The sequence below is a fragment of the Kribbella sp. NPDC055071 genome (genome assembly GCF_053608045.1).
The window spans coordinates 40,249-63,728 of the sequence record NZ_JBSGUS010000015.1; the positions used below are offsets into that span (position 1 = coordinate 40,249).

At 67.9% G+C, this 23,480-nt stretch carries 22 protein-coding genes; 9 read left to right on the top strand and 13 right to left on the bottom strand.

Annotated elements, in window-relative coordinates:
• Nucleotides 1–4 precede the first annotated feature (4 nt).
• From ACWF4Z_RS24200 to ACWF4Z_RS24225, 6 genes are all read right to left on the bottom strand, one after another.
• The gene (locus tag ACWF4Z_RS24200) at nt 5–1,981 is read right to left on the bottom strand and encodes an ABC1 kinase family protein (protein ID WP_452245406.1); all 1,977 of its coding nucleotides are present in this window, start codon (nt 1,979–1,981) and stop codon (nt 5–7) included.
• A 252-nt stretch (nt 1,982–2,233) separates the two neighbouring features.
• On the bottom strand, nt 2,234–2,986 hold the full coding sequence (locus ACWF4Z_RS24205) for a succinate dehydrogenase/fumarate reductase iron-sulfur subunit (protein WP_452245407.1): 753 nt from the start codon (nt 2,984–2,986) through the stop codon (nt 2,234–2,236).
• Nucleotides 2,983–4,860: a fumarate reductase/succinate dehydrogenase flavoprotein subunit gene (locus ACWF4Z_RS24210; RefSeq protein WP_452245408.1), complete on the bottom strand. Its 1,878-nt coding sequence runs from the start codon at nt 4,858–4,860 to the stop codon at nt 2,983–2,985. Before ACWF4Z_RS24210 ends, ACWF4Z_RS24205 begins: the two co-directional genes overlap by 4 nt.
• Nucleotides 4,861–4,879: 19 nt before the next feature.
• Entirely contained in the window at nt 4,880–5,680 is an 801-nt protein-coding gene (locus ACWF4Z_RS24215) for a hypothetical protein (protein ID WP_452245409.1), read from the bottom strand.
• Between the two features lie 79 nt (nt 5,681–5,759).
• A complete protein-coding gene (locus ACWF4Z_RS24220; protein WP_452245410.1) occupies nt 5,760–6,068 on the bottom strand; it encodes a hypothetical protein in 309 nt (102 codons plus the stop codon).
• A 107-nt stretch (nt 6,069–6,175) separates the two neighbouring features.
• Nucleotides 6,176–6,802, bottom strand: coding sequence for a hypothetical protein (locus tag ACWF4Z_RS24225; RefSeq protein ID WP_452245411.1), 627 nt, complete (start codon nt 6,800–6,802; stop codon nt 6,176–6,178).
• A 49-nt stretch (nt 6,803–6,851) separates the two neighbouring features.
• Here ACWF4Z_RS24225 and ACWF4Z_RS24230 point away from each other — a divergent pair, with 49 nt between their 5' ends.
• From ACWF4Z_RS24230 to ACWF4Z_RS24250, 5 genes are all read left to right on the top strand, one after another.
• Nucleotides 6,852–7,220: a (deoxy)nucleoside triphosphate pyrophosphohydrolase gene (locus ACWF4Z_RS24230; RefSeq protein WP_452245412.1), complete on the top strand. Its 369-nt coding sequence runs from the start codon at nt 6,852–6,854 to the stop codon at nt 7,218–7,220.
• Nucleotides 7,221–7,372: 152 nt separating this feature from the next.
• Nucleotides 7,373–7,684 (top strand): LuxR C-terminal-related transcriptional regulator, encoded by a 312-nt coding sequence (locus ACWF4Z_RS24235; protein WP_452245413.1) that lies wholly within the window; start codon nt 7,373–7,375, stop codon nt 7,682–7,684.
• A 96-nt stretch (nt 7,685–7,780) separates the two neighbouring features.
• On the top strand, nt 7,781–8,692 hold the full coding sequence (mshB, locus tag ACWF4Z_RS24240; protein WP_452245414.1) for an N-acetyl-1-D-myo-inositol-2-amino-2-deoxy-alpha-D-glucopyranoside deacetylase: 912 nt from the start codon (nt 7,781–7,783) through the stop codon (nt 8,690–8,692).
• Between the two features lie 24 nt (nt 8,693–8,716).
• Nucleotides 8,717–9,223 carry a flavin reductase family protein gene (locus tag ACWF4Z_RS24245; protein WP_452245415.1) on the top strand — a complete coding sequence of 169 codons (507 nt, stop codon included), beginning with the start codon at nt 8,717–8,719 and terminating at the stop codon, nt 9,221–9,223.
• Between the two features lie 176 nt (nt 9,224–9,399).
• Nucleotides 9,400–11,178, top strand: a complete 1,779-nt coding sequence (locus ACWF4Z_RS24250; protein WP_452245416.1) for a VanW family protein — start codon at nt 9,400–9,402, stop codon at nt 11,176–11,178.
• Between the two features lie 8 nt (nt 11,179–11,186).
• Here the strand turns inward: ACWF4Z_RS24250 and ACWF4Z_RS24255 are convergent, their stop codons facing one another.
• Nucleotides 11,187–11,624, bottom strand: coding sequence for a type II toxin-antitoxin system PemK/MazF family toxin (locus tag ACWF4Z_RS24255; protein ID WP_452245417.1), 438 nt, complete (start codon nt 11,622–11,624; stop codon nt 11,187–11,189).
• Between the two features lie 54 nt (nt 11,625–11,678).
• Here ACWF4Z_RS24255 and ACWF4Z_RS24260 point away from each other — a divergent pair, with 54 nt between their 5' ends.
• Nucleotides 11,679–13,058 carry an MFS transporter gene (locus tag ACWF4Z_RS24260; protein WP_452245418.1) on the top strand — a complete coding sequence of 460 codons (1,380 nt, stop codon included), beginning with the start codon at nt 11,679–11,681 and terminating at the stop codon, nt 13,056–13,058.
• Here the strand turns inward: ACWF4Z_RS24260 and ACWF4Z_RS24265 are convergent.
• Nucleotides 13,040–13,966 (bottom strand): GNAT family N-acetyltransferase, encoded by a 927-nt coding sequence (locus ACWF4Z_RS24265; RefSeq protein WP_452245419.1) that lies wholly within the window; start codon nt 13,964–13,966, stop codon nt 13,040–13,042. The genes ACWF4Z_RS24260 and ACWF4Z_RS24265 overlap by 19 nt on opposite strands.
• Nucleotides 13,967–14,084: 118 nt before the next feature.
• Between ACWF4Z_RS24265 and fdxA the strand changes: the two genes are divergently transcribed.
• Nucleotides 14,085–14,411 carry a ferredoxin gene (gene fdxA / locus ACWF4Z_RS24270; protein ID WP_131285641.1) on the top strand — a complete coding sequence of 109 codons (327 nt, stop codon included), beginning with the start codon at nt 14,085–14,087 and terminating at the stop codon, nt 14,409–14,411.
• Nucleotides 14,412–15,825: 1,414 nt separating this feature from the next.
• Here the strand turns inward: fdxA and ACWF4Z_RS24275 are convergent.
• The 3 genes from ACWF4Z_RS24275 to dapD form a co-directional block, all read right to left on the bottom strand.
• Nucleotides 15,826–16,023 (bottom strand): hypothetical protein, encoded by a 198-nt coding sequence (locus ACWF4Z_RS24275; RefSeq protein ID WP_452245420.1) that lies wholly within the window; start codon nt 16,021–16,023, stop codon nt 15,826–15,828.
• 88 nt (nt 16,024–16,111) lie between these two features.
• Nucleotides 16,112–17,089, bottom strand: a complete 978-nt coding sequence (locus ACWF4Z_RS24280) for a hypothetical protein (protein ID WP_452245421.1) — start codon at nt 17,087–17,089, stop codon at nt 16,112–16,114.
• Between the two features lie 133 nt (nt 17,090–17,222).
• Complete coding sequence (gene dapD / locus ACWF4Z_RS24285; RefSeq protein ID WP_452245422.1) at nt 17,223–18,161, bottom strand: 2,3,4,5-tetrahydropyridine-2,6-dicarboxylate N-succinyltransferase; 939 nt, start codon at nt 18,159–18,161, stop codon at nt 17,223–17,225.
• Between the two features lie 90 nt (nt 18,162–18,251).
• Here dapD and ACWF4Z_RS24290 point away from each other — a divergent pair, with 90 nt between their 5' ends.
• The gene (locus ACWF4Z_RS24290) at nt 18,252–19,082 is read left to right on the top strand and encodes a phosphotransferase (RefSeq protein ID WP_452245423.1); all 831 of its coding nucleotides are present in this window, start codon (nt 18,252–18,254) and stop codon (nt 19,080–19,082) included.
• A gap of 79 nt (nt 19,083–19,161) precedes the next feature.
• Here the strand turns inward: ACWF4Z_RS24290 and ACWF4Z_RS24295 are convergent, their stop codons facing one another.
• Nucleotides 19,162–20,868 carry a CDGSH iron-sulfur domain-containing protein gene (locus ACWF4Z_RS24295; RefSeq protein WP_452245424.1) on the bottom strand — a complete coding sequence of 569 codons (1,707 nt, stop codon included), beginning with the start codon at nt 20,866–20,868 and terminating at the stop codon, nt 19,162–19,164.
• Nucleotides 20,868–21,677: an AraC family transcriptional regulator gene (locus ACWF4Z_RS24300; protein ID WP_452245425.1), complete on the bottom strand. Its 810-nt coding sequence runs from the start codon at nt 21,675–21,677 to the stop codon at nt 20,868–20,870. The genes ACWF4Z_RS24295 and ACWF4Z_RS24300 overlap by 1 nt, the downstream gene beginning before the upstream one ends.
• Before the next feature lie 178 nt (nt 21,678–21,855).
• Between ACWF4Z_RS24300 and ACWF4Z_RS24305 the strand changes: the two genes are divergently transcribed.
• The gene (locus tag ACWF4Z_RS24305; protein ID WP_452245426.1) at nt 21,856–23,472 is read left to right on the top strand and encodes an MFS transporter; all 1,617 of its coding nucleotides are present in this window, start codon (nt 21,856–21,858) and stop codon (nt 23,470–23,472) included.
• Nucleotides 23,473–23,480 lie beyond the last annotated feature (8 nt).

Sequence of the window (23,480 nt, forward strand, 5' to 3'; positions counted from 1 at the left end):
GAAGTCAAGACGAGCGGTTCTCGGGGAGACGGAAGACCAGCACGAGCACGCGCAGGACGAGCACCGCGCAGATGACCAGCAGGTTGTAGCCGAAGAGCTGGAACAGGCTCATCGAGTCGGTGACCTTCGGGCCGCCCGGCGTACCGAGGAGCAGGACCGCCATCAGCCCGGCCGTCGCGCCCAGGATCGCGAGCAGGACCTGGTGCAGCAGGCCGGTCATGTGCCGGCGGTCGCGTTCGTCCGCGAACAGGCGGACGTTCAGGCCCAGCCGTCCGCTCTCCGCTGCCGCCGCGATCCGGTCGATCCGGCGCGGAAGCCTTCGCAGCATGGGTAACAACGACGCGAGCTCGTCGGTCGCCGTACGACGTATCGCGTCGGGCGCAAGGCGGTCCGTCACGTGGGCCGCCGCGAACTGGCGCGACGCGGCAACCAAGTCGAAGCCGGGGGAGATCCGCGTGATCGTGCCTTCGATCGTGGCGAGCGCCCGGAAGACCGCGGCCACTTCAGGCGGTACGCCGAGGTCGTGCGAGGTGATGATCTTGAACAGGTCGTTGAACATCGCAGGCCCGAGCGCAGCCCCGGCGGCGAGGTGCTTGGTCATGAACTGGCCGACCGAGCGTTCGAGGGCACGTTCGTCGATGACGTCGGGGCGGTAGACGATCTCGAGCAGGGCGTCGGTCGCGGCAACCGGATCGCCGCGGTCGATCGCCAGCAGGAAGCGCTGCAACGCCTCGCGAGTCGCCGGGTCGAGCCGGCCGACCGAGCCGAGGTCGAGCATGCCGATCCGGCCGTCGGTCAGCAGGAGGAAGTTGCCCGGGTGCGGGTCGGCGTGGAACACGCCGTCGATCGCGACCTGGCCGAGCAGGCAGTCGAACAACGAGCGACCGAGGCGGGCCGCGTCCAGGCCGCGGTCGGCGATCGCCTGGGCCGCACCGCCGAGGCCGATTCCGTCGAGTCGCTGCATGGTCAGGACCCGGCGGGTCGATTGCTTCGGATACAGTTCGGGTACGACGAGGTCGTTGCTACCGGCAATCGACTGGCCGGCCGCGACCGTGGTCATGTTGCCGGCCTCGACGGTGAAGTCGAGCTCCTCGCGCATCGCGTCGGCGAACCCGTCGGCGAGAGCCCGGACACCCATCGAGCGACCCCAGTCGGTATTGCGTTCGAGCAGCCGAGCGAGCCGGCGGACGATGTCGAGGTCCCGATCCACGACGGCAGCGATGCCGGGTCGCTGGACCTTGACCACCACGCGCGGCCCGTTCGGCAGCCGAGCGGTGTAGACCTGCGCGACGGATGCGGCCGCGAGCGGCTCGTTGTCGAAGTCGGCGTACACCTGCTGTGGGGGCGCGCCGAGCTCCTCGGTCAGGACCTGCTCGATCGCTGGCCAGGGGGCTGGGGTGACCTGATCCTGCAGGCGGCTGAGCTCGGTCGCGACCGAGAGCGGGATGATGTCACTGCGGGTCGAGAGGACCTGGCCGAGCTTGACGAACGTGACACCGGCCTCGTCGAGGGCCAGTCGCAGCGAGCGAGCCAGCTCCGCCTGGCCGGAGGCGTTCTCGCGGCCGGGGCGACGGCGGCCGCGCAGGTACGGGCCGAGGCCGCGCTTGAGTGCGATCCGGAGGATCTGCAGGTACCGCCTGGTCCGCGCGATCCGGCCGGTCAGGTCCCGGCGCAGATCACGGGCCCGGGGCAACGATCCGGTCGGCACGAGCGCCTCGGCCAGGACCAGGAAGATCAGCCCGGCGAGCATCGCGCACAAGGCGGTCAGTGCGATGAACGCGACCGCGGCCCCGTTCCCACCGTCGAACGGCAGCTTGCCGACCATGGCGTTGGCGATCGGACTGAACACCGACAGCGTGAGCGCCGCGCCCAGCGCCATCCGGAACAACCCGAACCGCACTCCGAGCAGCCGTTGCGCGACCGGGACGAAGATGACCACGAACACGAACAGGCTGAACAACCCCGCGAACACGACACCCATACGCCGAACCCTAGGTGCTCACCCGGCCCAACCGGCTCCCCCACCCGAGTGAACGGCCCCTCGGTCTGCCCCCGAACGGCCACCCCGCCGCCGCCCGCCCCTCCCACCCGCATTTCGTGGGTCGACCCACGAAATTGGGGGTTTGTGACCGTGGTTCCGGGTCACAAACCCCCAATTTGCCTGGTCTGCCAGGCAAATTGGGGAGGAGGAGGGCGGGCGGGGAGCGGGGGAGCGGGGGAGCGGGGGTGCGAGTTAGGCGGGGCGGCGGCGGATCTTGTTGCCGAGCCAGACGATCGGGTCGTACTTGCGGTCGACGACGCGTTCCTTCATCGGGATGAGGGCGTTGTCGGTGATCTTGATGTGCTCGGGGCACACCTCGGTGCAGCACTTGGTGATGTTGCAGAAGCCCAGGCCGTGCTGCTCCTGGGCCGCGTGCTGCCGGTCGGCGGCGTCGAGCGGGTGCATGTCCAGCTCGGCGATCCGCATCAGGAACCGAGGACCGGAGAAGCTCTCCTTGTTCTCCTCGTGGTCACGGATCACGTGACAGGTGTCCTGGCACAGGAAGCACTCGATGCACTTGCGGAACTCCTGCGAGCGCTCGACGTCGACCTGCTGCATCCGGTAGTCGCCCGGCTTCACGTCCGCCGGCGGCTTGAAGGCCGGGATCTCGCGGGCCTTCTGGTAGTTGAACGACACGTCCGTGACCAGGTCGCGGATCACCGGGAAGGTGCGCATCGGCGTGACCGTGACGACCTCGTCCTCTTCGAACGTGTTCATCCGGCACATGCACATCAGCTTCGGCATGCCGTTGATCTCGGCGCTGCAGGACCCGCACTTGCCGGCCTTGCAGTTCCACCGCACCGCCATGTCCGGCGTCTGGGTCGCCTGCAGCCGGTGGATGACGTCGAGGACGACCTCGCCCTCGTTCACCTCGACCTCGTAGTCCTTGAGCTCACCGCCCTCGGAGTCACCCCGCCAGACGCGGAATTTCCCTTTGTAGGTCATGTGGCGGGCAACTCCTCTTTGGTCAGGTACTTCGACAGTTCGTCGACCTCGAACAGCTCCAGCAGGTCCTCGCGCATCGGGATCTGCTGCTCCTCGGTCACGGTCACACTGCCGTCTGCGTTGAGCGTGCAGACGAGCAGCTTCTTACGCCACTCGGCATTCATGCCCGGGAAGTCGTCGCGGGTGTGGCCGCCGCGCGACTCCTGCCGCATCAGCGCCGCCCTGGCCACGCACTCCGAGACGGTCAGCATGTTGCGCAGGTCGAGCGCGAGGTGCCAGCCGGGGTTGAACTGCCGGTGGCCCTCGACCGTCATCTTCGCGATCCGGCCGCGGAACTCGGCGAGCCGGCCGAGCGCCTGCTCCATCTCCTCTTCCTTGCGGATGATGCCGACCAGGTCGTTCATCGACTGCTGCAGTTCTTGGTGGATCGTGTACGGGTTCTCCCCGCCCTCGAGCTCGAACGGCGCCAGTGCCTCGGCCGCCGCCGCGTCCACGTCGGCCTCGTCGATCTTCGGCCGCTCCTGCAGGCTGTCGACGTACAGAGCGGCACCCATGCCCGCGCGCCGCCCGAAGACGAGCAGGTCGGAGAGCGAGTTGCCCCCCAGCCGGTTCGAGCCGTGCATGCCACCGGCGACCTCACCGGCCGCGAACAGTCCGGGCACGCTCGACGAGGCGGTGTCCGGGACGACCTCGACGCCACCCATCACGTAGTGACAGGTCGGGCCGACCTCCATCGGCTCCGCGGTGATGTCGACGTCCGCCAGCTCCTTGAACTGGTGGTGCATCGACGGCAGCCGCCGGATGATCTCCTCGGCCGGAAGCCGGGTCGACACGTCCAGGAACACACCACCGTGCGGCGTACCGCGGCCGGCCTTGACCTCGGAGTTGATCGCGCGGGCGACCTCGTCGCGCGGCAGCAGCTCCGGTGGACGCCGGTTGTTGTCCGGGTCCTTGTACCAGCGGTCGGCCTCTTCCTCGGTCTCCGCGTACTGCGCGCGGAACACGTCCGGGACGTACTCGAACATGAACCGCTTGCCCTCGGAGTTCTTCAGTACGCCGCCGTCGCCGCGGACCGACTCCGTGACCAGGATCCCCTTCACCGACGGCGGCCAGACCATGCCCGTCGGGTGGAACTGGATGAACTCCATGTTGATCAGCGTCGCGCCGGCCCGCATCGCGAGCGCGTGCCCGTCGCCGGTGTACTCCCAGGAGTTCGACGTGACCTTGAAGGACTTGCCGACGCCACCGGTCGCGAGCACCACCGCGGGTGCGTCGAACAGCACGAACCGCCCGGACTCACGCCAGTACCCGAAGGCGCCGGAGATCGCGTCCCCGTCCTTCATCAGCTCGGTGATCGTGCACTCGGCGTACACCTTGAGGTTGGCCTCGTAGTCGCCGGTCGCCTCGAAGTCCTCCTGCTGCAGCGAGACGATCTTCTGCTGCAGCGTGCGGATCAGCTCGAGGCCGGTCCGGTCGCCGACGTGCGCGAGCCGCGGGTAGGTGTGGCCGCCGAAGTTGCGCTGGCTGATCCGGCCGTCGGGCGTCCGGTCGAACAGCGCGCCGTACGTCTCCAGCTCCCAGACGCGGTCGGGGGCTTCCTGGGCGTGCAGCTCGGCCATCCGCCAGTTGTTCAGGAACTTCCCACCGCGCATGGTGTCGCGGTAGTGGACCTGCCAGTTGTCGTTGGAGTTCGCGTTGCCCATCGCGGCCGCGCAGCCGCCCTCGGCCATCACGGTGTGCGCCTTGCCGAACAAGGACTTGCAGATGATCGCGGTGCGCTTGCCCTGCTCGCGGGCCTCGATCGCCGCACGCAGGCCGGCGCCGCCGGCCCCGATCACGACGACGTCGTAGGAGTGTCGTTCCAGCTCAGTCATATCTCGAAATTCCTGGTCGTCAGTTGAGGATGCGCAGGTCGGAGAACCAGCCCGCCGAGAGCGCCATGATGTAGGCGTCGGTCAGGATCACGGTGAACAGCGACGTCATCGCGAAGGTTCCGTGCTTGGGGTTCAGCTTGGACACGAAGGTCCAGTACCGGTAGCGCAGCGGGTGCTTGGAGAAGTTCTTCAGCCGGCCGCCGACGATGTGCCGGCAGGCGTGGCAGGACAGCGTGTACAGCCACAGGGCAACCAGGTTCACCCAGATGATCAGGGTGCCGAGGCCGATGCCGAAGCCGCCGTCCTGGCCGTGGAAGGCCTTGATGCCGTCGTAGACGTTGAGCAGACCGAAGACCAGCGCGCCGTAGAAGAAGTAGCGGTGCAGGTTCAGCGCGATCAGCGGGAACTTCCGCTCACCGGTGTAGTTCTTGTGCGGCTCCGGGACCGCGCACGCGGCCGGGGCGAAGAACAGCGACCGGTAGCCGGCCTTGCGGTAGTAGTAGCACGTACCGCGGAAGCCGGCCAGGATCACGAACGTGATCAGGCTGAACGGCAGGAAGCGCGGGAAGTTGCCGAACCAGGTGCCGAGGTGACTCGACCCCTCGACGCAGCTGCTGGTCACGCACGGCGAGTACAGCGGAGTGAGGTAGTGGTACGAATCGACCCAGTACCACTTGTTCATGAAGATCCGGATCGTCGCGTAGACGATGAAGAACAGCAGAATCACGCCGATCCGCAGCGGCGCCAGCCACCAACGGTCCGATCGAACGGTCTTGACACCGACCTGCGCGCGGCCGGGAGCGCTTACCCCAGTCGCCATCAGAATCGTCCTCGCTTCGCTGCGGGCGATTCTGCTGGCTTTTGGCCACTGTGCTTATCGGTTCTCTCGCTGCGCTCGTTCACGGGGCGTGCCTATCAGGTGCGCCGAAGCCTTCGTGCTCCGCATCGGTCCACATGGACGCGTCATACTCCACGTCGGGAATCTCCTCGAGTTCCTCCGGAACGGGTCCGGGTCTGTGCCGGGGGTCGGGTGGGCCGAGCTCTGCGAGGTCGTCGTTCAGCCGGGCCACATCGGACACCAGTCGGCGGATGCCGAGGGTGTCACCGTACTCCTGGCTCAATCGAGCGACGGCACCGTGTAGCCCCTCGAGCGCGCGGACGACGGCAGCGACGCTGTTGTTGTCCGCACCCATGTCTCCAGCACCCATGCCGACTCCAGTGATGGTTATGTAGCTGTCAGTATGGGCACACTTTGCCCCTGCCGAGCGCCCAACGGAAGCCCCCTCGGTACGGCGTGTTCCGGGTTAGGGTCACCTCAGTTGCGACGTGCCGACGGGTGGAGTAATGGAACGAATCCGGCCTTCAGCACAACGAGATTCGCGGGTGGGGTGAGGACGACGACCTCGCGCAGACCGGGCGGTTCGAGCGGATCGCCGTACCCCTGCCAGGACCACGGCAGGACCTGGTGATCGAGGACGAGCGCCGGGCGTCCGTCGTACCGGATCATGGTGGCGTCGGGGAGCTCGGCGAGGTCCTGGATCGTGGTGCGTTGCTGTCGGGTGCGTGGTTCGACGCGTTCGCTGTGGAGTTGGGCGTCCATCGCGGCGGCGCGCGGACGCTCGTCGAGGTCGCGGCCCTTCGCCCAGGCGCCGGCATAGCGGAGGAAGTCCCTGCGACGGCAGTAATGACATGGTCGATGGCCGGCTGCGAGGGCGACGGCTTCATCGAAGAAGAACAATGCGGTCCAGCGTCCCGATGGCATCGGATCGCGTCGAATGCCCTTCCAGTCAAGGACGCAGCAGATCCAGGCTTTCGAGCGCCAGCGGGTCGTGCCGAGGCGGCGATCCGGGCTGTGCAGGCTGCCGCGGTTGCCCATCAGCAGACCGCGGCCCGGCTCGGCCACGATCTCTTGAGTGGGAAGAACCCTGTTCTGCAACGGCATGCGCCCATCCTGCCCAAGGGCACGGACAGTTTCTGGCAGAGTCACGACAATGCAGATTGTTGTGGGGGTGGCCGTCGTCCGGGATGGGCTGGTGCTGGCGGCGTACCGGTCAGGGCCGGAAGGTGGCTGGGAGTTTCCCGGCGGGAAGGTCGAGCCGGGGGAGACCGAGGAGCAGGCGGCGGTGCGGGAGATCCGCGAGGAACTCGACCTGGAGATCAAGGTCGGCGCCTCACTCGGGCCGACCGTGAAGATCTCCGAGCAGTACCAGCTCCGCGTCTACCTGGCGACGATCGTCGACGGCGAACCGGTACGCCGGGAGCACGCCGAACTCCGGTGGTTCGGAGCGGCGGAGCTGGTCGCACTGGACTGGCTGGTTCCGGACCGGCCGTTCGTTCTGGAGTTGCAGAGCCGGCTGTGAGTGTCGGAAATCACACCGTCGCGAGCCTCCGGAGCGCTGTCGGCGGCTCACGCTCAGAAACTGTATGGGTTGTTTGTATGGGTTGTACCTGGTGCCCGATTAGACCAACCAGACAGAATCCACCCCTGAAAGCTTCTGGGGAGGAGTGAGGAATGTCGGTCTATCAGGCCGTGCCGGCTGTACGGAAAGAGGCCATCTTCAAGACGGATGGCGCACCGGAGATCATCTGTGAGGTGTACGAGCTCGGATCGCGGCGGCGGACGCCGGCTGCGGTCAGGGAGCTGACCAGCCGTCAGATCGCGATCGGCCGGATGATGTCCACCGGCGCCAAGGACGCCGCGGTCGCGCGCGAGCTGGGCCTGTCGTTGCGGACCGTGCGCGCCGAGATCAGCGCGCTGATCCTCGGCCTCGGTGCCAAGTCCCGCTTCCAGGCGGGCTGCCTCCTCGTCCGCCGCTTCGGCTAACAAGTCCGGCTGGGCAAACTCCGGCTGGGCAAACTCCGGAGGTTCCTGTCTGTCCGGCCACAGCTTTCTGTCCGGGGGTCGACGTAGGCTTTCGGCATGGTTGAGCTTCCAGAACGCCGGCTCCTGCTGGTCCACGCCCACCCGGACGACGAGACGATCAACAACGGCGTGACGATGGCGCGCTACGTCGCCGAGGGCGCCCACGTCACTCTGGTCACCTGCACGCTCGGTGAAGAGGGTGAGGTGCTGGTCCCGGACCTGGCGCACCTGGCCGCCGACCAGGACGATCAGCTCGGCCGGCACCGGATCGGCGAGCTGGCCGACGCGATGGCCGAGCTCGGCGTCACCGACCACCGCTTCCTCGGCGGCCCGGGCAAGTACCGCGACACCGGGATGATCTACAACGAGGAGGGCAACGCCGACGTCCCCCCGGAGACGCGCAAGGACAGCTTCTGGCAGGCCGATCTGCTCGCGGCGGCCGACGACCTGGTCCCGATCATCCGCGAGATCCGGCCGCAGGTGCTGGTGACCTACGACCAGTACGGCAACTACGGCCACCCGGACCACATCAAGGCCCACCGGGTCGCGATGTACGCCGCCGACCTGGCCGGCGCCCGCTCGTACCGTGAGGACCTCGGCGAGGCCTGGGCGATCCAAAAGGTCTACTGGGTGGCGATGGCGGAGTCGCGGATGCGGTCCCAGTTGCGGATGCTGCGCGAGGCCGGCGACACCACGACGTTCGAGGGGATGGATCCGGACGGCGAGCTCGGGCCGTTCATCACGCCGGACCGGCTGATCGACTGCGTGATCGACGGCGACGACTTCCTGGATCGCAAGATGAATGCGATGAAGGCGCACGCCACCCAGATCACCGTCGACGGACCCTTCTTCGCGCTGTCGAACAACTTCGGCAACCAGATCTGGGGTTCCGAGCCGTACCGGCTGGTCAAGGGCACGGCCGCGCCTGGCCCGGACGGCCTCGAGCACGACCTGTTCGCGGGCCTCTAGAAGGCCGAGTGACCGAGTTGCCGAGTGGCTGAGTTTCAGGCGGCAGAGTTCCGTACGGCGTTGGGCCGGTTCGCGTCCGGGATCACGATCATGAGCACGCTGCAGGACGGTGTCGCGCATGCGATGACCGCGAGCGCGTTCACGTCGGTGTCGCTGGATCCGCCGTTGGTGCTGGTCTGCGTCGACAAGGGCGTCCGGATGCACGACGCCGTACTGGACTGTGGCTATTGGGCCGTTTCGGTCCTCGCCGGGGACCAGCACGCGATCGCGGATCGGTTCGCCCGGTCCGGACGCGACCTACGCAGTCAGTTCGACGGGATCGGTACGGCCGCAGGCCCGAAGACCGGATGCCTGCTCGTCGAGGGTGCGCTGTCGTGGCTCGAGTGCCGCACCTGGGCGACGTACCCGGGCGGCGACCACACGATCGTGGTCGGTGAGGTGCTGAGCCTGGGGCTGGGCGAGCCCGCGGACCCGGACGCGCTGATCTACCACTCGAGCGCCTACCGGAAGTTGCCCGACGCCGGGGCGTGATCGCTGCCTCGGCAGAGCGTGAGCAGCGGGGTCCGTTGGGGCAGGCTGGGCCTGCCCCAACGGTCTGATCGGTCTGCCCCTTCCCGTAGGATGTGCCCTTGTGCCCGCGCTGAGTGTCGCGCGGGGTTTCGTGCAGGCGCAGCCTGACGACGGCTCGAGCAGGAGGACTCTTTCCGGTGGGGAGAAAGCAGCTCGCGGGGATCATCGCCGCGGCGGGGCTCGGTGTGGTCGTGGTGGGGTACGGCGCCGCGTTCGCGTTCGCCGGCGACAAGATCCCCGGTGACACCACCGTTCTCGGCATCGGTGTCGGCGGGCTGTCCGAGGCCGACGCCAAGGCCAAGCTCGAGGCCGGCCTCAAGGACCGGATGGCGGCGCCGATCGCGCTGAAGGCGGGCGAGTCGACGTTCCAGGTGAAGCCGGCCGACGCAGGGCTCTCCGTGGACCTCGAGGCCACCGTGGCCGCCGCAGGTGCGGGCCGCAGCCTGGCCCCGGGCCGGATCTGGCACGCCCTGGCCGGCGGCAGCGCGATCGAGCCCGTCGTCAGCAAGGACGACGCGAAGCTGAAGGCGGCCGTCGACAAGCTCGCCACCCAGGTGAACCGCCCGGCCACCGAAGGCACGATCACCTTCGTCAGCGCGAAGGCGGTTCAGCACGAGCCGGCCGACGGCCTCGCCCTCGATACCGCGAAGGCCTCGGACGCCGTGGCTGCCGCCTATCCCTCCGACGGCCAGCCGAAGGACCTTCCGGTCAGCGTGACCAAGCCGCAGGCCGGGACGGACGCGATCGACAAGGCCATGAAGGAGTACGCCGAGCCGGCGGTCTCCGGCCCGATCCGGCTGACGGTCGGATCGAAGTCGGTCGACCTGCAGCCGGCCGAGTTCGCGCCCGCGCTGACGCTGACCGCGAAGGACGGCGACATTACGCCGTCGCTGAATGCCAAGGCGCTGGAACCCCTGTTCCAGAAGCGATTCAAGGCTCTGGAGACGCTGCCGAAGGACGCGACCGTCCAGATCGTCGGCGCCAAGCCGCAGGTCGTCCCGGCCATCGACGGGATGGTGGTCGACCGGACCAAGGTCGGTCCGGCGATCCTGTCCGTGCTGACCAAGCCGGCCGGCGAACGCCGTGCCTCGATCGGGCTCGCGCACACCCCGGCGACGGTGACCACCGAGCAGGCCGGTGCCCTGGGCATCAAAGAGGTGATGGGTGAGTTCACCACCCATTTCCCGCACGCGCCGTACCGCAACACCAACATCGGCACCGCGGCGGCGAAGATCAACGGCACGCTGCTGAAGCCGAACGAGACGTTCAGCCTGAACAAGATCGTCGGTGAGCGGACCAAGGAGAACGGGTTCACCGAGGGCAACATCATCAGCGGCGGGAAGTTCGTGCTCGACCTGGGCGGCGGTGTGTCGCAGTCGGCGACCACGACCTTCAACGCCGCGTTCTTCGCCGGGCTGAAGGATGTCCAGCACAAGGCGCACAGCGTCTACATCAGCCGCTACCCGGTCGGCCGCGAGGCCACCGTTGCCTGGCCGTCGGTGGATCTGAAGTTCCTGAACGACTCCGGTCACGGGATCCTGGTCCAGACCATCTTCACCGCGTCGACACCGGGCAGCCAGGGCAGCCTCACCGTGAAGATCTGGGGCACGAAGGTCTGGCAGATCACCGCCGGGCAGTCGGAGCGCACCAACTTCCGGGCGCCGAACGTGGTCTACAACACCGCGGCCGGCTGCAAGGTGCAAGCACCGAGCCAGGGCTTCGACATCACGATCTACCGGTACTTCGCGCAGAACGGCGTACGCAAGAAGACCGAGCAGTTCACCACGCACTACAACGCGGCCGACGACATCCGGTGCGGCCCGAAGCCGGGCACTACCCCGCCGCCGGGTACTACCACTCCGCCGCCCGGCCAGGTCAGGCCCAGCACCACCAACAGCACCCGCCCGCCAAGCTGATCGGTGGGTCAGCTGCGGTGGATCTTGTGGAGTTCCGCGGCGACTTGGTTGAACAGTGGCTCGTCGATGACGGCGCCTTCGCGGCGTACGTCGGACTTGTCGATCCGTAGGACGCGGTCGAGGCGAACCTCGCTGCGGCGGCCTTCCCGGTCCCACGGGCCGCTGCCGATATCCATCCAGATCCGCCCCCAGCGGGCCTCGTCGGCGGCGTCGCGGTCGTGATCCTTGCTGGTCAGGATCAGCGCCAGCAGCCACGCCCCGTCCGACCCGACCACCAGCACCGGGCGGTCCTTGCCGCGGTGGTGATCCTCCTCGAACGGGACCCAGGTCCACACGATCTCGCCCGGATCCGCCACTCCGTCGTCCGGGTGCGGGGTGTACTCGACGTGCACCGTTCCCTCGAAGTCCCCGGCGTACTCCGGTCGCTCCACCACGTGATCCGCCATGGTCCCTGAGCGTAACGCCCTCACACTCGGCCCGCCTCACACCGTTCCATCATCGTGGAACAGACCCAAGTAGCTCCGACCACGAGCAGGACCGCCGTCCTGGCCGTCCTGCTCACCGGCCAGTTCATGGCGAACGTCGACATCGCGGTCGCGAACATCGCCGGCCCGTCGATCGCCGCCGACCTCCATGCGTCCGAGGGCGCGGTCGGCCTGGTCGTGTCCGGGTACATCGTCGCCTTCGCGGTCTTGCTCATCACCGGCGCCCGTCTCGGCTCGTCGTTCGGTTACCGCAGGACGTTTCTGCTCGGGCTGACCGTGTTCACCGCGGCCTCGCTCGCGTGCGGGCTCGCGCCGGAGATCGTCAGCCTCGTCGTCGCCCGCTTCGTCCAGGGCGCCGGGGCTGCGCTGATGGTCCCGCAGGTACTCAGCGGCATTCAGCTCCACTTCCAGGGACGCGATCGTCTGAAAGCCCTCGGCTACTTCTCGATCGCGCTGTCCGGAGGTGCCGTCCTCGGTCAACTGCTCGGCGGCGTGCTGATCGCGGCAGACCTCTTCGGCACCGGTTGGCGTCCGATCTTCCTCGTCAACGTCCCCATCGGCATGGCCCTGGCGATCGCCGCCTGCCGTCGGCTTCCGGCCGACCCGGCCGGTCAGCGTGACCGCATGGACCTCACCGGCGTACTCAGCTTGTCCACCGCTGTCCTGCTCGTCATCGTTCCGCTGCTGCTGGGCTCCGAGCGTGGTTGGCCCGCGTGGTCCTGGCTCTGCCTGATCCTGAGTCTCCCAGCCCTGGCCTTCTTCGAGTACGGCGAACGCCGGGCAGCCGCCCGTGGCGGTCGTCCGCTCATCGCCCGTCAGGTCCTCGCCAATCGGTCTGTCCGTGCCGGTCTGCTGGCACACGCCTGCACGACGGGCACGTACTTCGCCCTGCTCTTCGTGCTCGCGCTCTATCTCCAGAGTGGTCTACACAAGGGCCCGGCGTACTCAGGGTTCGCCATGGTTGTTTGGGTGGCCGCATTCGGGGTGGCCGGGCCGATCTTGCCCAAACTGCGCAGGGGTGCGCGGTGGATGCCGTTTGTTGGCTGCCTGGTCCTGGCCGTGGGGTATCTGGCAGTTATGACCTATTTACTCTCCGGTGGCCGGACTGGACCGCTTCTCTTTGTTCTGCTGGGCATCGGCGGTCTAGGTCTCGGGATCAGTGCCAACACGCTGATCGGCGCGGTCACGTCGAGCATGTCCGCGCAGTACGCCTCTGACCTGTCCGGAGTCGTCGCCACCAATGCACAGCTATCCGGCGCGCTCGGAGTCGCCCTGGCCGGTTCTACCTACGCTGCGTTGGCCAGTGACCCCAGTCGCGCGTTGAGCGTCGTACTAGCCGGGTTTGTCGTTCTGACGTTGATTGGTGCCGGGGCGGCTCATCGCTTGGTCAGATAGCGGTAGCGGTAGGCCTCTCGGTAGCCGAGGCGGCTGTAGGTCGCCATGGCGGCGGTGTTCTCCAGCAGGACCTCGAGATAGGTACGGCGGCCGCCCTCTCCGCCGGACCACCGGGCCAGGCCTTGGACGATCGCCGTACCGAGGCCTCGGCGGCGGTGCGACGCAGCCACGCGGATGGCGTCGATGCCGAGCCAGTGGCCAGTCATGGAGCCCCGGCCTACCGCGACCGTTTCGCCGGCGAGAGTGATCGAGGCGAAGACTGCCTTCGGGGCGCCTTCCAGCACCTTCGGGGCGGGCTCTGGCACCGGGCCGTCGAACGCGGTCGCGTACCAGGCGTCGGTGGGGTGTTCTGCGACGTGTACGTCGTACTCCGGCTCGGCATTCACGTGGTCGAGGGTGGTGTGCATGACCAGTACGTCGGACTGCTCCGGGCGGGCGTCGACCCAGCCTGCGTTGGTCAGTTCGTCGGCCTGCGGGCTGCCGAGACGGATCAGGGCTTGCGGTGGGAGTCCGCGCTCGCCGTAGAACGCCTCGGCCTGCTTGAGCGCCTCAGCTACGGGCATCCCTGGGGTGCCCGTTGGTAACAGCGAGTTGCCCCGGCCGGTCCAGCCGGACGATGCCCGCAGCAACCAGTGCCCGACGTACACCGTCTCGACCGCCGGCCGGCCCAGTGCGGTCGTGAGGAAGAGTTGCTCGACGTCGACCGGTCGCAGCGGCAGTTCCGGGACGGTTTTCGCGGCTGTTATGTCTCCGGCACCGATCTGGTGCACACTACTGTCGGCGTGGCGCACGGCCAGGTGGCCGGGCTCCCAGGCCTGGAGTACGCCGATCACGTCGGTCAGACCGCCCGGAATCCGGTGCCGTACGACTACACGGTGGCCGATATCACGGGCACTCAGGCCTGACACGATGCGGACTCCTGGCAGAGTGGGTGAAGGACTACCGTGATACTAGAAAGACAGTGCACCACCGCATCGCAGCACCCCAGGATCAGCTGCGCTTGCCTGCCATATAGGAGGAGTAGCAGTGACCTACGTCATCGCGCAGCCGTGTGTTGACCTGAAGGACCTCGCGTGTGTCGAGGAGTGCCCCGTCGACTGCATCTACGAGGGCAACCGGATGCTGTACATCCACCCTGACGAATGTGTCGACTGCGGAGCGTGCGAGCCGGTCTGCCCGGTCGAGGCCATCTACTACGAAGACGACACCCCGGAGCAGTGGAAGGACTACTACACCGCGAACGTCGACTTCTTCAACGACCTGGGCTCCCCAGGCGGCGCATCCAAGATGGGCAAGATCGACAAGGACCACCCCTTCATCGCCGCCCTGCCGCCCCAAGAGCACGACGAGTAAGCAAGCACGCACCATCCACTGAGCTACGAAGCGGGACGTCCTCCGGGACGTCCCGCTTCGCCATAACACCCGGCCAACCGATCCCACGCTCGCGCTGTCTCAGGTGCCGCCGTCACCGCTTCGCGGCAGCTGTCTTGCCTCCGCGTCCGGCGGCCGTCTTGCCTCCGCTTCGCGGCGGCTGCTTGCCTCCGGCGGGTGCGGGATCGGACACCGCTACGCGGCCGCTGACTGTTGCCGCCTTCGGCGGGGGCGCGGATCCCGGATCCGCCCGCTCATGTGGTGTGCGCCGAGCGGACTGTGGTGTCGGGGTCTTGCGGAGGGACTGTGGTTCGCGGGCTCCGCTGCGTGATGGTGCTGATCGCGGCGGTGTGCGTCAAGGGCGCCTTCGGCGTCGCTGCGCGATCTTCGACCCTTGACCCACACCGCCGCGATCAGGGAAGGACGCAGCTACGCGGATCCCGCGGGGAGCTATGAGCCAGGTGATGTGAATCCGTGATGTCGGCGTGGCCCCGGGCTGGTCTGGTTCGGTGTGGACCCGGGCTGGTCTGGTTCGGTGTGGTTGGGGGCGGCAGCCGGTGTACTGGCTGATCCTGGTCCGCCGGCGGGACGGGTGTCGGATGGTGACACAACTACTGGTGGGCTGACACAGGAAATATCGTGTTCACACCCGCCACAAGGTGTGCCCATCTCCCGCGGACCGGCCGCTCCGGGCCCCGAATCCCGCCACCTGGACAATCCCGGTCACATCACGAGACCCGCCCCTGCCCGGGCATCGAGTCGTGGATCCGGGTCATCGACACGCGAAATCCAGCGCCGAAATCCACGACTCGAATATCCCGCCCGAACCAAACGCCACGACTCGATACACCCAGCACCAGGCATCCAGCACCAGGCATCCAGCACCAGGCACCCCGCGGCCCAACACGAGCGGATAACCCCGTGAGTGGTGGGTTGTCTGCTCTAGCACCACGTGAGAACCCTCAAGTCGGAGGGTTATCCGCTCGTGTTGGGGGCGAGCCGGGCGCACACAACGCCGGCCGGTGCGACCGGGTCGGCGCCGGTCGCACTGGCGCCGTCAGCCGAACCGCGATCCCCGGCGGTGATCACCCCGCACCCAGCCGGACCCTTGGCCGTCGGCCTCACCACGATCCACCACCGTGAACACGCCGGCACCGCACCCAGATCCGGCCCATCGGCCTCACCACAGTCCACCACCGTGAACACGCCAGCGCCCCACCCAGACCCGGCTCGTCGGCCTCACCACAGTCCACCACCGTGAATACGTGCGGCGCCCCACCCGGACCCGGCTCGTCAGCTTCTCCACAGTCGGGCGCCGTGATCACATCCCGCGCGCGACCGCTCTGGTCAGCGGCTCCGGCATAGCTGCGGTCTTTCCTGGTCGGGGTGGTGTGGGTCAAGGGTCGAAGATCGCGCAGCGACGCCGAAGGCGCCCTTGACGCACGCCGCGCCGACTGGCACGATCACGCAGCCCGGAGACCGCGGCACCCACATCCCCGTCGCGCAAACGAGTTGAGCGGCGGGCCATCAGTTCGCGCAGCCCGCCGGAGGCGGTAAGAATCAGCCGCCGCGAAGCGGCGACCGATTTGGGCATCGTTCGTATCCTTCGCGCGAACGACGGGAGGCTGGGACGGCAGTTCGCGCGGACCGTCGGAGGCGGCAGTAGGTCGGTCGCCGCGGAGTTACTGCTTGGTGACGTCTACGTGGACGTGGTCGAGGTGGCGGAGGATTTTGGGGTCTCCGGAGCGTTCGGGTGGGGTGTAGTCGCGCCAGCCGTTGTCGGACTTCGAGCCGGCGGTCCAGATCTTGTCGCTGAAGATGACGGTCTGGATGTTCAGGAGCTTCGCGCGGGCCACCAGGTACTGCGCCATGGCCCAGCCCTTGGTGGTGTTGGCCTTCGTGATCGGGCGGACGAAGACGTCAACGGCCCGGCCGTCGTAATGGGCCGAGCCCTCCATGTGGCCGGTCGACACCCCACCGGGCTCGTAGCCGCCGGTCGACAGCTTGCCGAAGGTTGCGAGGAGGTCCTTCCGGACGAGGTCTGCGCGCGGCGTCAGCCCGTTCTTGCCGATCGTCTGCACCGGTACGTCCTCCGGGTTCACCGTGCAGGCGAACACACTCTGCGCCTGCCCGGTCAACGCCGACGCCAGAACCCGCGCGTCCGCCTCGTGATCGGCGTACGCGTTCGGAAAGGCGCTGTGCTGCACCGCATCGGCCGCGACGGTGATCGCGAGCTTCTGGTAGTTCTTCACCTTCACCAAGGCGTCGTAGAACTTGCCGGCCGCGTAGTGCGGATCCCGCACCTGCGACACCGTGCCCCAACCCTGCGACGGCCGCTGCTGGAACAGCCCGAGCGAATCCCGGTCCCCGTGCTGCAGATTCCGCATTCCGGATTCCTGGTACGCCGTCGCCAAAGCGATCGTGGCCGCCCGCGCCGGCAGACCACGCCGTACGGCGACACCCGCGATGATCGCCGCCGACTCGGCCTGCTCCAGATCCAGTACGACGGTCTGCCCGCCAACCGTCGCCTCACACTGCTCGGGCGGTGGGATGATCGAGCCGAGGTTCTTGCCGCCGATCCACGCGATGCCGGCGCCGACAGCCAGCGCGAGCACGCCAACGGCGCTCACCGCGACCACAGCACCACGCTTCACCGACATATCGCTCCCAACGTGTGAGCACGCGCACGAGGTTCCGATCGACTGATCACGAACTGGTTGACGTGTGCTGTCTCACGTTGGTTGGCAGACTCATACTTTCGAACGACCAGGCGTTCGCAAGTTGTACCGACGATCACGCGTTCGCGTGGAGGGCCTCGTTGAGCGTGATGCCCTCACCCTTGCGCGGCCGCGCCTCGACCGCGCCGGTGACCGAGTTCCGGATGAACAGCAGACCCGGCTGCCCGGACAGGTCGCGGGCCTTCACCACGCTGCCGTCGGGGAGGGTGACCTTGGTGCCGGCGGTCACGTACAGGCCGGCCTCGACCACGCAGTCGTCGCCGAGCGAGATGCCGGTACCGCCGTTCGCGCCGAGCAGGCAGCGCTTGCCGATCGAGATGACGTGCTTGCCGCCGCCCGACAGGGTGCCCATGATCGACGCGCCCGCACCGATGTCGCTGCCGTCGTCGACCACGACCCCGGCCACGATCCGGCCCTCGACCATCGACGTCCCGAGCGTGCCGGCGTTGTAGTTCACGAAGCCCTCGTGCATGACCGTCGTCCCCTCGGCGAGGTGCGCGCCGAGCCGGACCCGGTCCGCGTCACCGATCCGGACCCCGGACGGTACGACATAGTCCGTCATCCGCGGGAACTTGTCGACGCTCGTCACCGCCAGGTGCTGACCGGCCGCGCGTGCCCGGAGCCGGACGGATTCGATCTCGTCGACCGGGACCGGGCCGAGCGACGTCCAGGCGTTGTTCGGCAGGGCGGCGAAGATGCCGTCGAGGTTCACGCCGTGCGGCTTGACCAGGCGGTGCGAGAGCAGGTGCAGCCGCAGGTACGCGTCCGCGGTGCCGACAGGAGCCTGGTCCAGCACGATCTGCGTGGCGACGACTTCGTGCCGAACCTGCCGGAGCCCGTCGTTGCCTTCGGCCGCGATCAGCTCGGCCGGAGCTTTGGAGTCGGCCGGCTGCGAACCGAGCTCGGGCGCCGGGTACCAGACGTCCAGGACGTTGCCCGCGGCGGTGACGGTGGCGAGGCCGAAGCCCCAGGCGTGCGTGTCGTTCTCGGTCATACCCTCAAGCCTGCCAGATGCACGTGTACGCCCCGCACCCCGATCGGTATTTGAGTTTTCGTGCGGTGATCGCCGTGATCTACTCGTTCGGTGCTTCCTGACTGGCTTCCGCGGGTTCCAGTCCTTCGGGCAACCGAGGCGCCGGCGATCTCGTCTGTGCACGGAGAGTTGCTGCGGCAGTGGGGATCGTCCGAGGTGTGGCGGCTGTCGTACGGGCTGCGCAGCGTGATCGTGAAACGCGGCACGGACGCGCAATCCGGTGAGGGCAGGTCGTACGAACGGTTCGTGGTTCCGCTGGGATTGCCGGGACCGGAGCTGATCTACGCCGACGGCGACGTACTCGTGCTTGCGGATGTAGGGCGGGTGACCCTGGAACAGGAGCCGTCGGCGGAGGGGTTCCTGGCGGCGGCGTCGCTGGTGGCAAGGATCCGAGGTGCCGAGGTCGACGGAAGAAGTGAGTTCCCGCCGGAGCTGGTGAAGGAGCTCGGGGCACGCATCGGCCGGATCGAGGTCGACCTCGACCCGCTGACGGAGGCGCTCGCCGGGCTTCACCGCGATGCGCCGCTGCGGGTGGTGCACGGCGACTTCGTACCGAAGAACCTGGTCACGGACGGCACTACCTGGACGGTCGTCGACTGGCCGCTCGCGTACGTCGCGCCGCAGCTGAGCGACCTCTACACGCTGATCCGCGATGCCGTTGCCCTCGGCCACGATCGCGGCCCGATCGTCGCCCGGTACGTCGAGGCCGCCGGCGCCGACCCGTTCCTGGTCGACCGCCAACTGCTCGTCGGTGGCGCCTGCTTCTGCCTGCGCGCGCTCGCGTTCGTGGTCACCGAAGGCGTGCGCACGATCCCCGGCTCGGAGGACTGGATCGCCCCGCTGCGGGCCGAACTCGAAGACCTGGTCGAGCAACTCTCGTGACGATGGCGGAGTGCGAACGTCCCGTCACCACCGCACTTGCGAGCTGGAGCGGTGGTTACGGCCGCCCCGCGCCGTCGGGCTAAGGGAGTGTGTCGGTACGGAGCCATCGTTCGAAGGTGGTGACGTACTCCGCGGGCCAGGCGCCGTCGCAGGGCATGCTGCCGGCTCGGACCCGGTCGAGGATGGCCTCGCCGTGCCGGCGGACATCGTCGTACGACCACAGGTCGAAGGCGAAGCTCATCGACTTGCGATCCGAGCTGCGGAACAACGGCTTGATGTGCTGGGCGAAGCTGACGGCCTCGTCCGCGCCGGGGAGGACCGGTGCCGGCTCGTCGCTCTGCTCAGCCGGAGCGAGCGCCGAGATGCGGCTGCCGGGTGGGCCGGCGGCGGTGGTCCAGTCCCAGTGCGGCATCGGCATGTTCATCGGCGGCTTCGACTCGGTCTGCGAGTTCTCCACGGCCAGGCGGGAGCCCCACTCGATGTACGAGCCGAAGGCCGAGCGGAACTCGGCGTCGTTCGGCATGCCGGATTCCTTTGCCGACAGCAACAACAGCTGCACCCACCGGGTCCGCTGCTCCTCGGTGATGCCCTTGCCGATGTGTTCACCGATCATCCGCGAGTACCCGCCGTACTCGCCGCTGTAGGCCTTCGGGCCGCCGAAGACCTCGGCGAGCCAGGCAGCGACGCGTTGTGGATGGTCCGCGGACATCGACGCGAAGACCGGCGCCAGTACCGGATCGGCCGGGATGTGCTTCTCGTAGAAGAGTCTGGTCATCCGCGTGAACGCCGGCAGGCCGCCACACCACTCGAAGATGGTCGGCTCTTCGGACGGCGCCGGGTCGTGGAAGTCGACGTACCAGTGCATGCCGCTGCAGAACGGCTTGTTCTGCGAGTGGCCGCAGCGGCACAACGCGTAGTGCTCGCGCGAGGAGCCGATGGCGCGCGGCACGTCCTGACCGTCGCCGTCGTGCAGCGGGATGCCGCCGGTGATTCGGTACGGTCCGTCCTTGGTGATCTCGACCGCGGGTTGGCGGCTGCCGTGCCGGTCGACCTCGGCGCGTGCCTCGACACCGTCGATGCCGTAGCTGAGGGCACCGGACGGACAGTCCCGGACCGCGCGGATGATCTCGTCCATCCGGCCGCCGCTGGCCGCGACGAACGGCTCCTGCCCTTGCCGGAACGTCGTGGCCAACCGGTCGGTGCAGAGTCCGGAGTGCTGGCAGATGCCGCGGTTGTCGAACACGTCGACCTGCAAGCCGACGTACGTGTCCCGCTGGTCGGGCACTCGATCTGGACTCTTCGCATCGGTGAAGCCGATCTCGGCGTGGGTGCCGTCGCAGTACGGCTTGGACTTGGATCCACCGCAGCGGCACAACGCGAGCTGCGGGCGGGCCGCGACCGGACAGCCGAGGTAGTCGTTGAGCTCGTCCACGTTGGTCAGCAGGTACGGGCCGTTCGGCGCGGTCCGGATCTCACCGGGCAGGTCGGCTTCGAGGCCGCGCAGCTCCTCCAGCTGGTCGTCGCCGACGAGCCCTTGCAAGGCGGCAGTTGCCTCGAGCAACTGCGGCTCCGGATCCGGGAGCAGACGGAGCTTGGTCGCGATGAGGGTGAGGTCCCACACCGTGGCCTGGCCGGTCGGCGTGCCTTGGTAGTCGGGCAGGAGCTCGGCCAACGGGCGGAGCACCGATCGGGTCAGTACGGCGGAGACAGGTTCGTTGCCCGGGGCATCACGGAGGGCAAGGGCGGCGTCGTACAACGTGGTCAGCTGTTCTCGGGTCGCACCCATCACGTCACTTTCTCGATCATGTAGTTGCCCGGTGTCACTCCGACGTGTCGTTTGAAGTGCCTGGTGAAGTGACTGAGATCGAAGAATCCGGTCTCGGTGGCGACGTCGCTCACCGGCACACCTTCCAGCAGTAAACGCTTGGCGCGGGTCACGCGAAGCTGCAGCTGATAGGCGTGCGGCGGCATGCCGACCTCTTGGCGGAACAGTCTCGCCAGGTGAAACGGGCTGAGGTTGACCACTCCGGCCAACTTCTCGAGCGAGACGTTCGCCGCGAAGTTCTCCTCGAGATACTCCCGGACGATCCGAACGGCGTGCCGCGGCCCGGCCACCGGGGGCGGATCGACCGGGTGATCGGTGTGTCGCGCGATCAGACCCGCGAGGAGCGAACGCACACCGCTATCCAGCCCCAGCCGCGTCGACGGCAGGTGCAGGTGCTGGAAGTTCGTGATGAGGTCGCGATCGGCCAGAACGACGTCGTCGAACGTCGGAGTGCCGCTCGGCCGGCCGCCGAGCTCGGCGGCGAAGTCCGCCACCCTGCGTGGATCGACGTACAGCACTTGGTAGCTGCTTTCTTCCGGGCGGTCCTCCAACTCCACGGCCAGGTGGACCTCGCCGGGCATCAGAACCGACAGCGTGTGGGGTGGGACGACATGCCAGCCACCGCGGTACCTGTACCTGCAGGCGGGGCCGTCACCGAAGGAGATCTGGTAGCCCTCGTGCGCATGGCTGGGAGTGGTCCCGGCGGGGCCGGCCGGATAGATGTACGACTCCAGGATCAGATCGTCGAGAAGTTCGCCGTTCGCGATCATCCATGTCCTCCCGCCCGGCCGCGTCACTTGCGACGGTAACCCGGCGGCGGAGCAGACTCCGAAGCTTTCCGGCAGAGAGCAAAACTGCTGGCCCAGGCGGCGCAAGAACGTACATTACGACGCCGTTCGGGCGTGCCTATCGTGCCCACGACGATCATCTGACCGAGGGGCGCGCCGTATGTCTGCTGACACCGAATCGCCGGCGGCCGCACCACCGAAGCCGTCGGCGCTCGGCCTGCCCACATTCCGGGCGTTCTGGATCGCGGGGCTCTTCTCCAACCTCGGATCGTGGATCCATCTCGTCGCGGCCGGATGGTTGATGACTTCGCTGACCACCTCGGCCGCGCCGGTGGCGTTGTTGCTGACGGCGGCGTCGGTGCCGACGTTCCTGCTGGCGTTGCCGGCGGGCGCGCTGGCCGATGTCGTGGACCGGCGCTGCCTGATCGTGGTGACCCAGGCGATGCAGGCCGTGGTCGCCGCTGTACTCGCTGGGCTCGCATTCACCGGCGGCGCCAGGCCGAGTGGGTTGTTGCTGCTCACGCTGCTCTTGTCGGTCGGGGCTTCGCTCGGCGCGCCAGTGCTGCAGGCGGTCACGCCGGAGCTGGTCGATCGCGATCGACTGCCGGATGCGATCGCGTTGAACTCGACGTCGTTCACGCTGACGCAGGCGGTCGGCCCGGCGATTGGTGGCGGGCTGGTTGCGATCGCCGGTCCGGGTGCGGCGTTCGCCTTCAACGCGGTGTCGTTCCTCGGGTTGGTGGCGGTCGCGTTCTTCTGGCGGCGTCCGGCGTCGGTGGCGCAACTGCCGGCCGAGCATGTGCTGGGCGCGATGCGGTCCGGGGCGCGTTACGTGCGGCATGCGCCGGAGCTGAACGTCGTACTCGCGCGGGCGGCCGGGTACGCGCTCTGCTTCACCGTGGTGCCTGCCCTGCTCGCGGTCGTCAGCCGGACTCGGTTGGGAGCCGGTGCCGGGCAGTACGGTTTGCTCCTCGGCAGTCTCGGGGTCGGTGGGGTGGCCGGATCGATGTTGTTGCCCCGACTCCGGAAGCGGTTCAACCACGAGCATCTGGTGATGGTTGCCTTGGCGCTGTATGCGCTGGCGTTGTTCGTGCTGTCTCAGCTGCACGTGCTGTGGGCCGCGTTCCCGGTCCTGCTGGTGGCGGGGTTCGCGGGGCTGACGACCACGTCGACGTTCAACATCGCGGCGCAGACCGTCCTACCCAACTGGGTGCGTGGTCGGGGGCTGGCCGTTTATCAGCTCGTGTTCGCGGTCTCGATGGCCGCGGGCGCAGCCGGGTGGGGTTTCGTGGCCGGACGGTTCGGTGTGACCACGACGCTGATCGCGGCGGGGGTGGGGATGCTCGTCAACATCGGATTGGCGCGCGTCCTGCGGTTGAGCGCGGTCGAGGCCGTGGACAGCGGCCCGCTGCACACGGAGACGCCGTACGTCGATGCCCGGCTGGACCCGGACGACGGTCCCGTCTTCGTGACCGTCGAGTACCAGATCGCGCCCGAGAATCTCGACGCGTTCCGTACGGCGATGCGCCGCGTCCGCGAGATCCGCGAGCGCGACGGCGCGATGCACTGGGGAATCTTCCAGAGCCTGCGTGAGCCTGGCGTCCACATCGAGAACTACTTGCTGTCCTCGTGGGCCGAGTACGAACGGCTGGCCACCCGCGGCGTCGTCTCCGACGCCCCACTCCTCGCCGAAGCCACCCAGTACCACGCCGCGCCCACCCCACCAGAAACCAACCGATTCCTCGGCCACCACTTCCGCCTCTTCCATTCCACCTGAACCTGCTC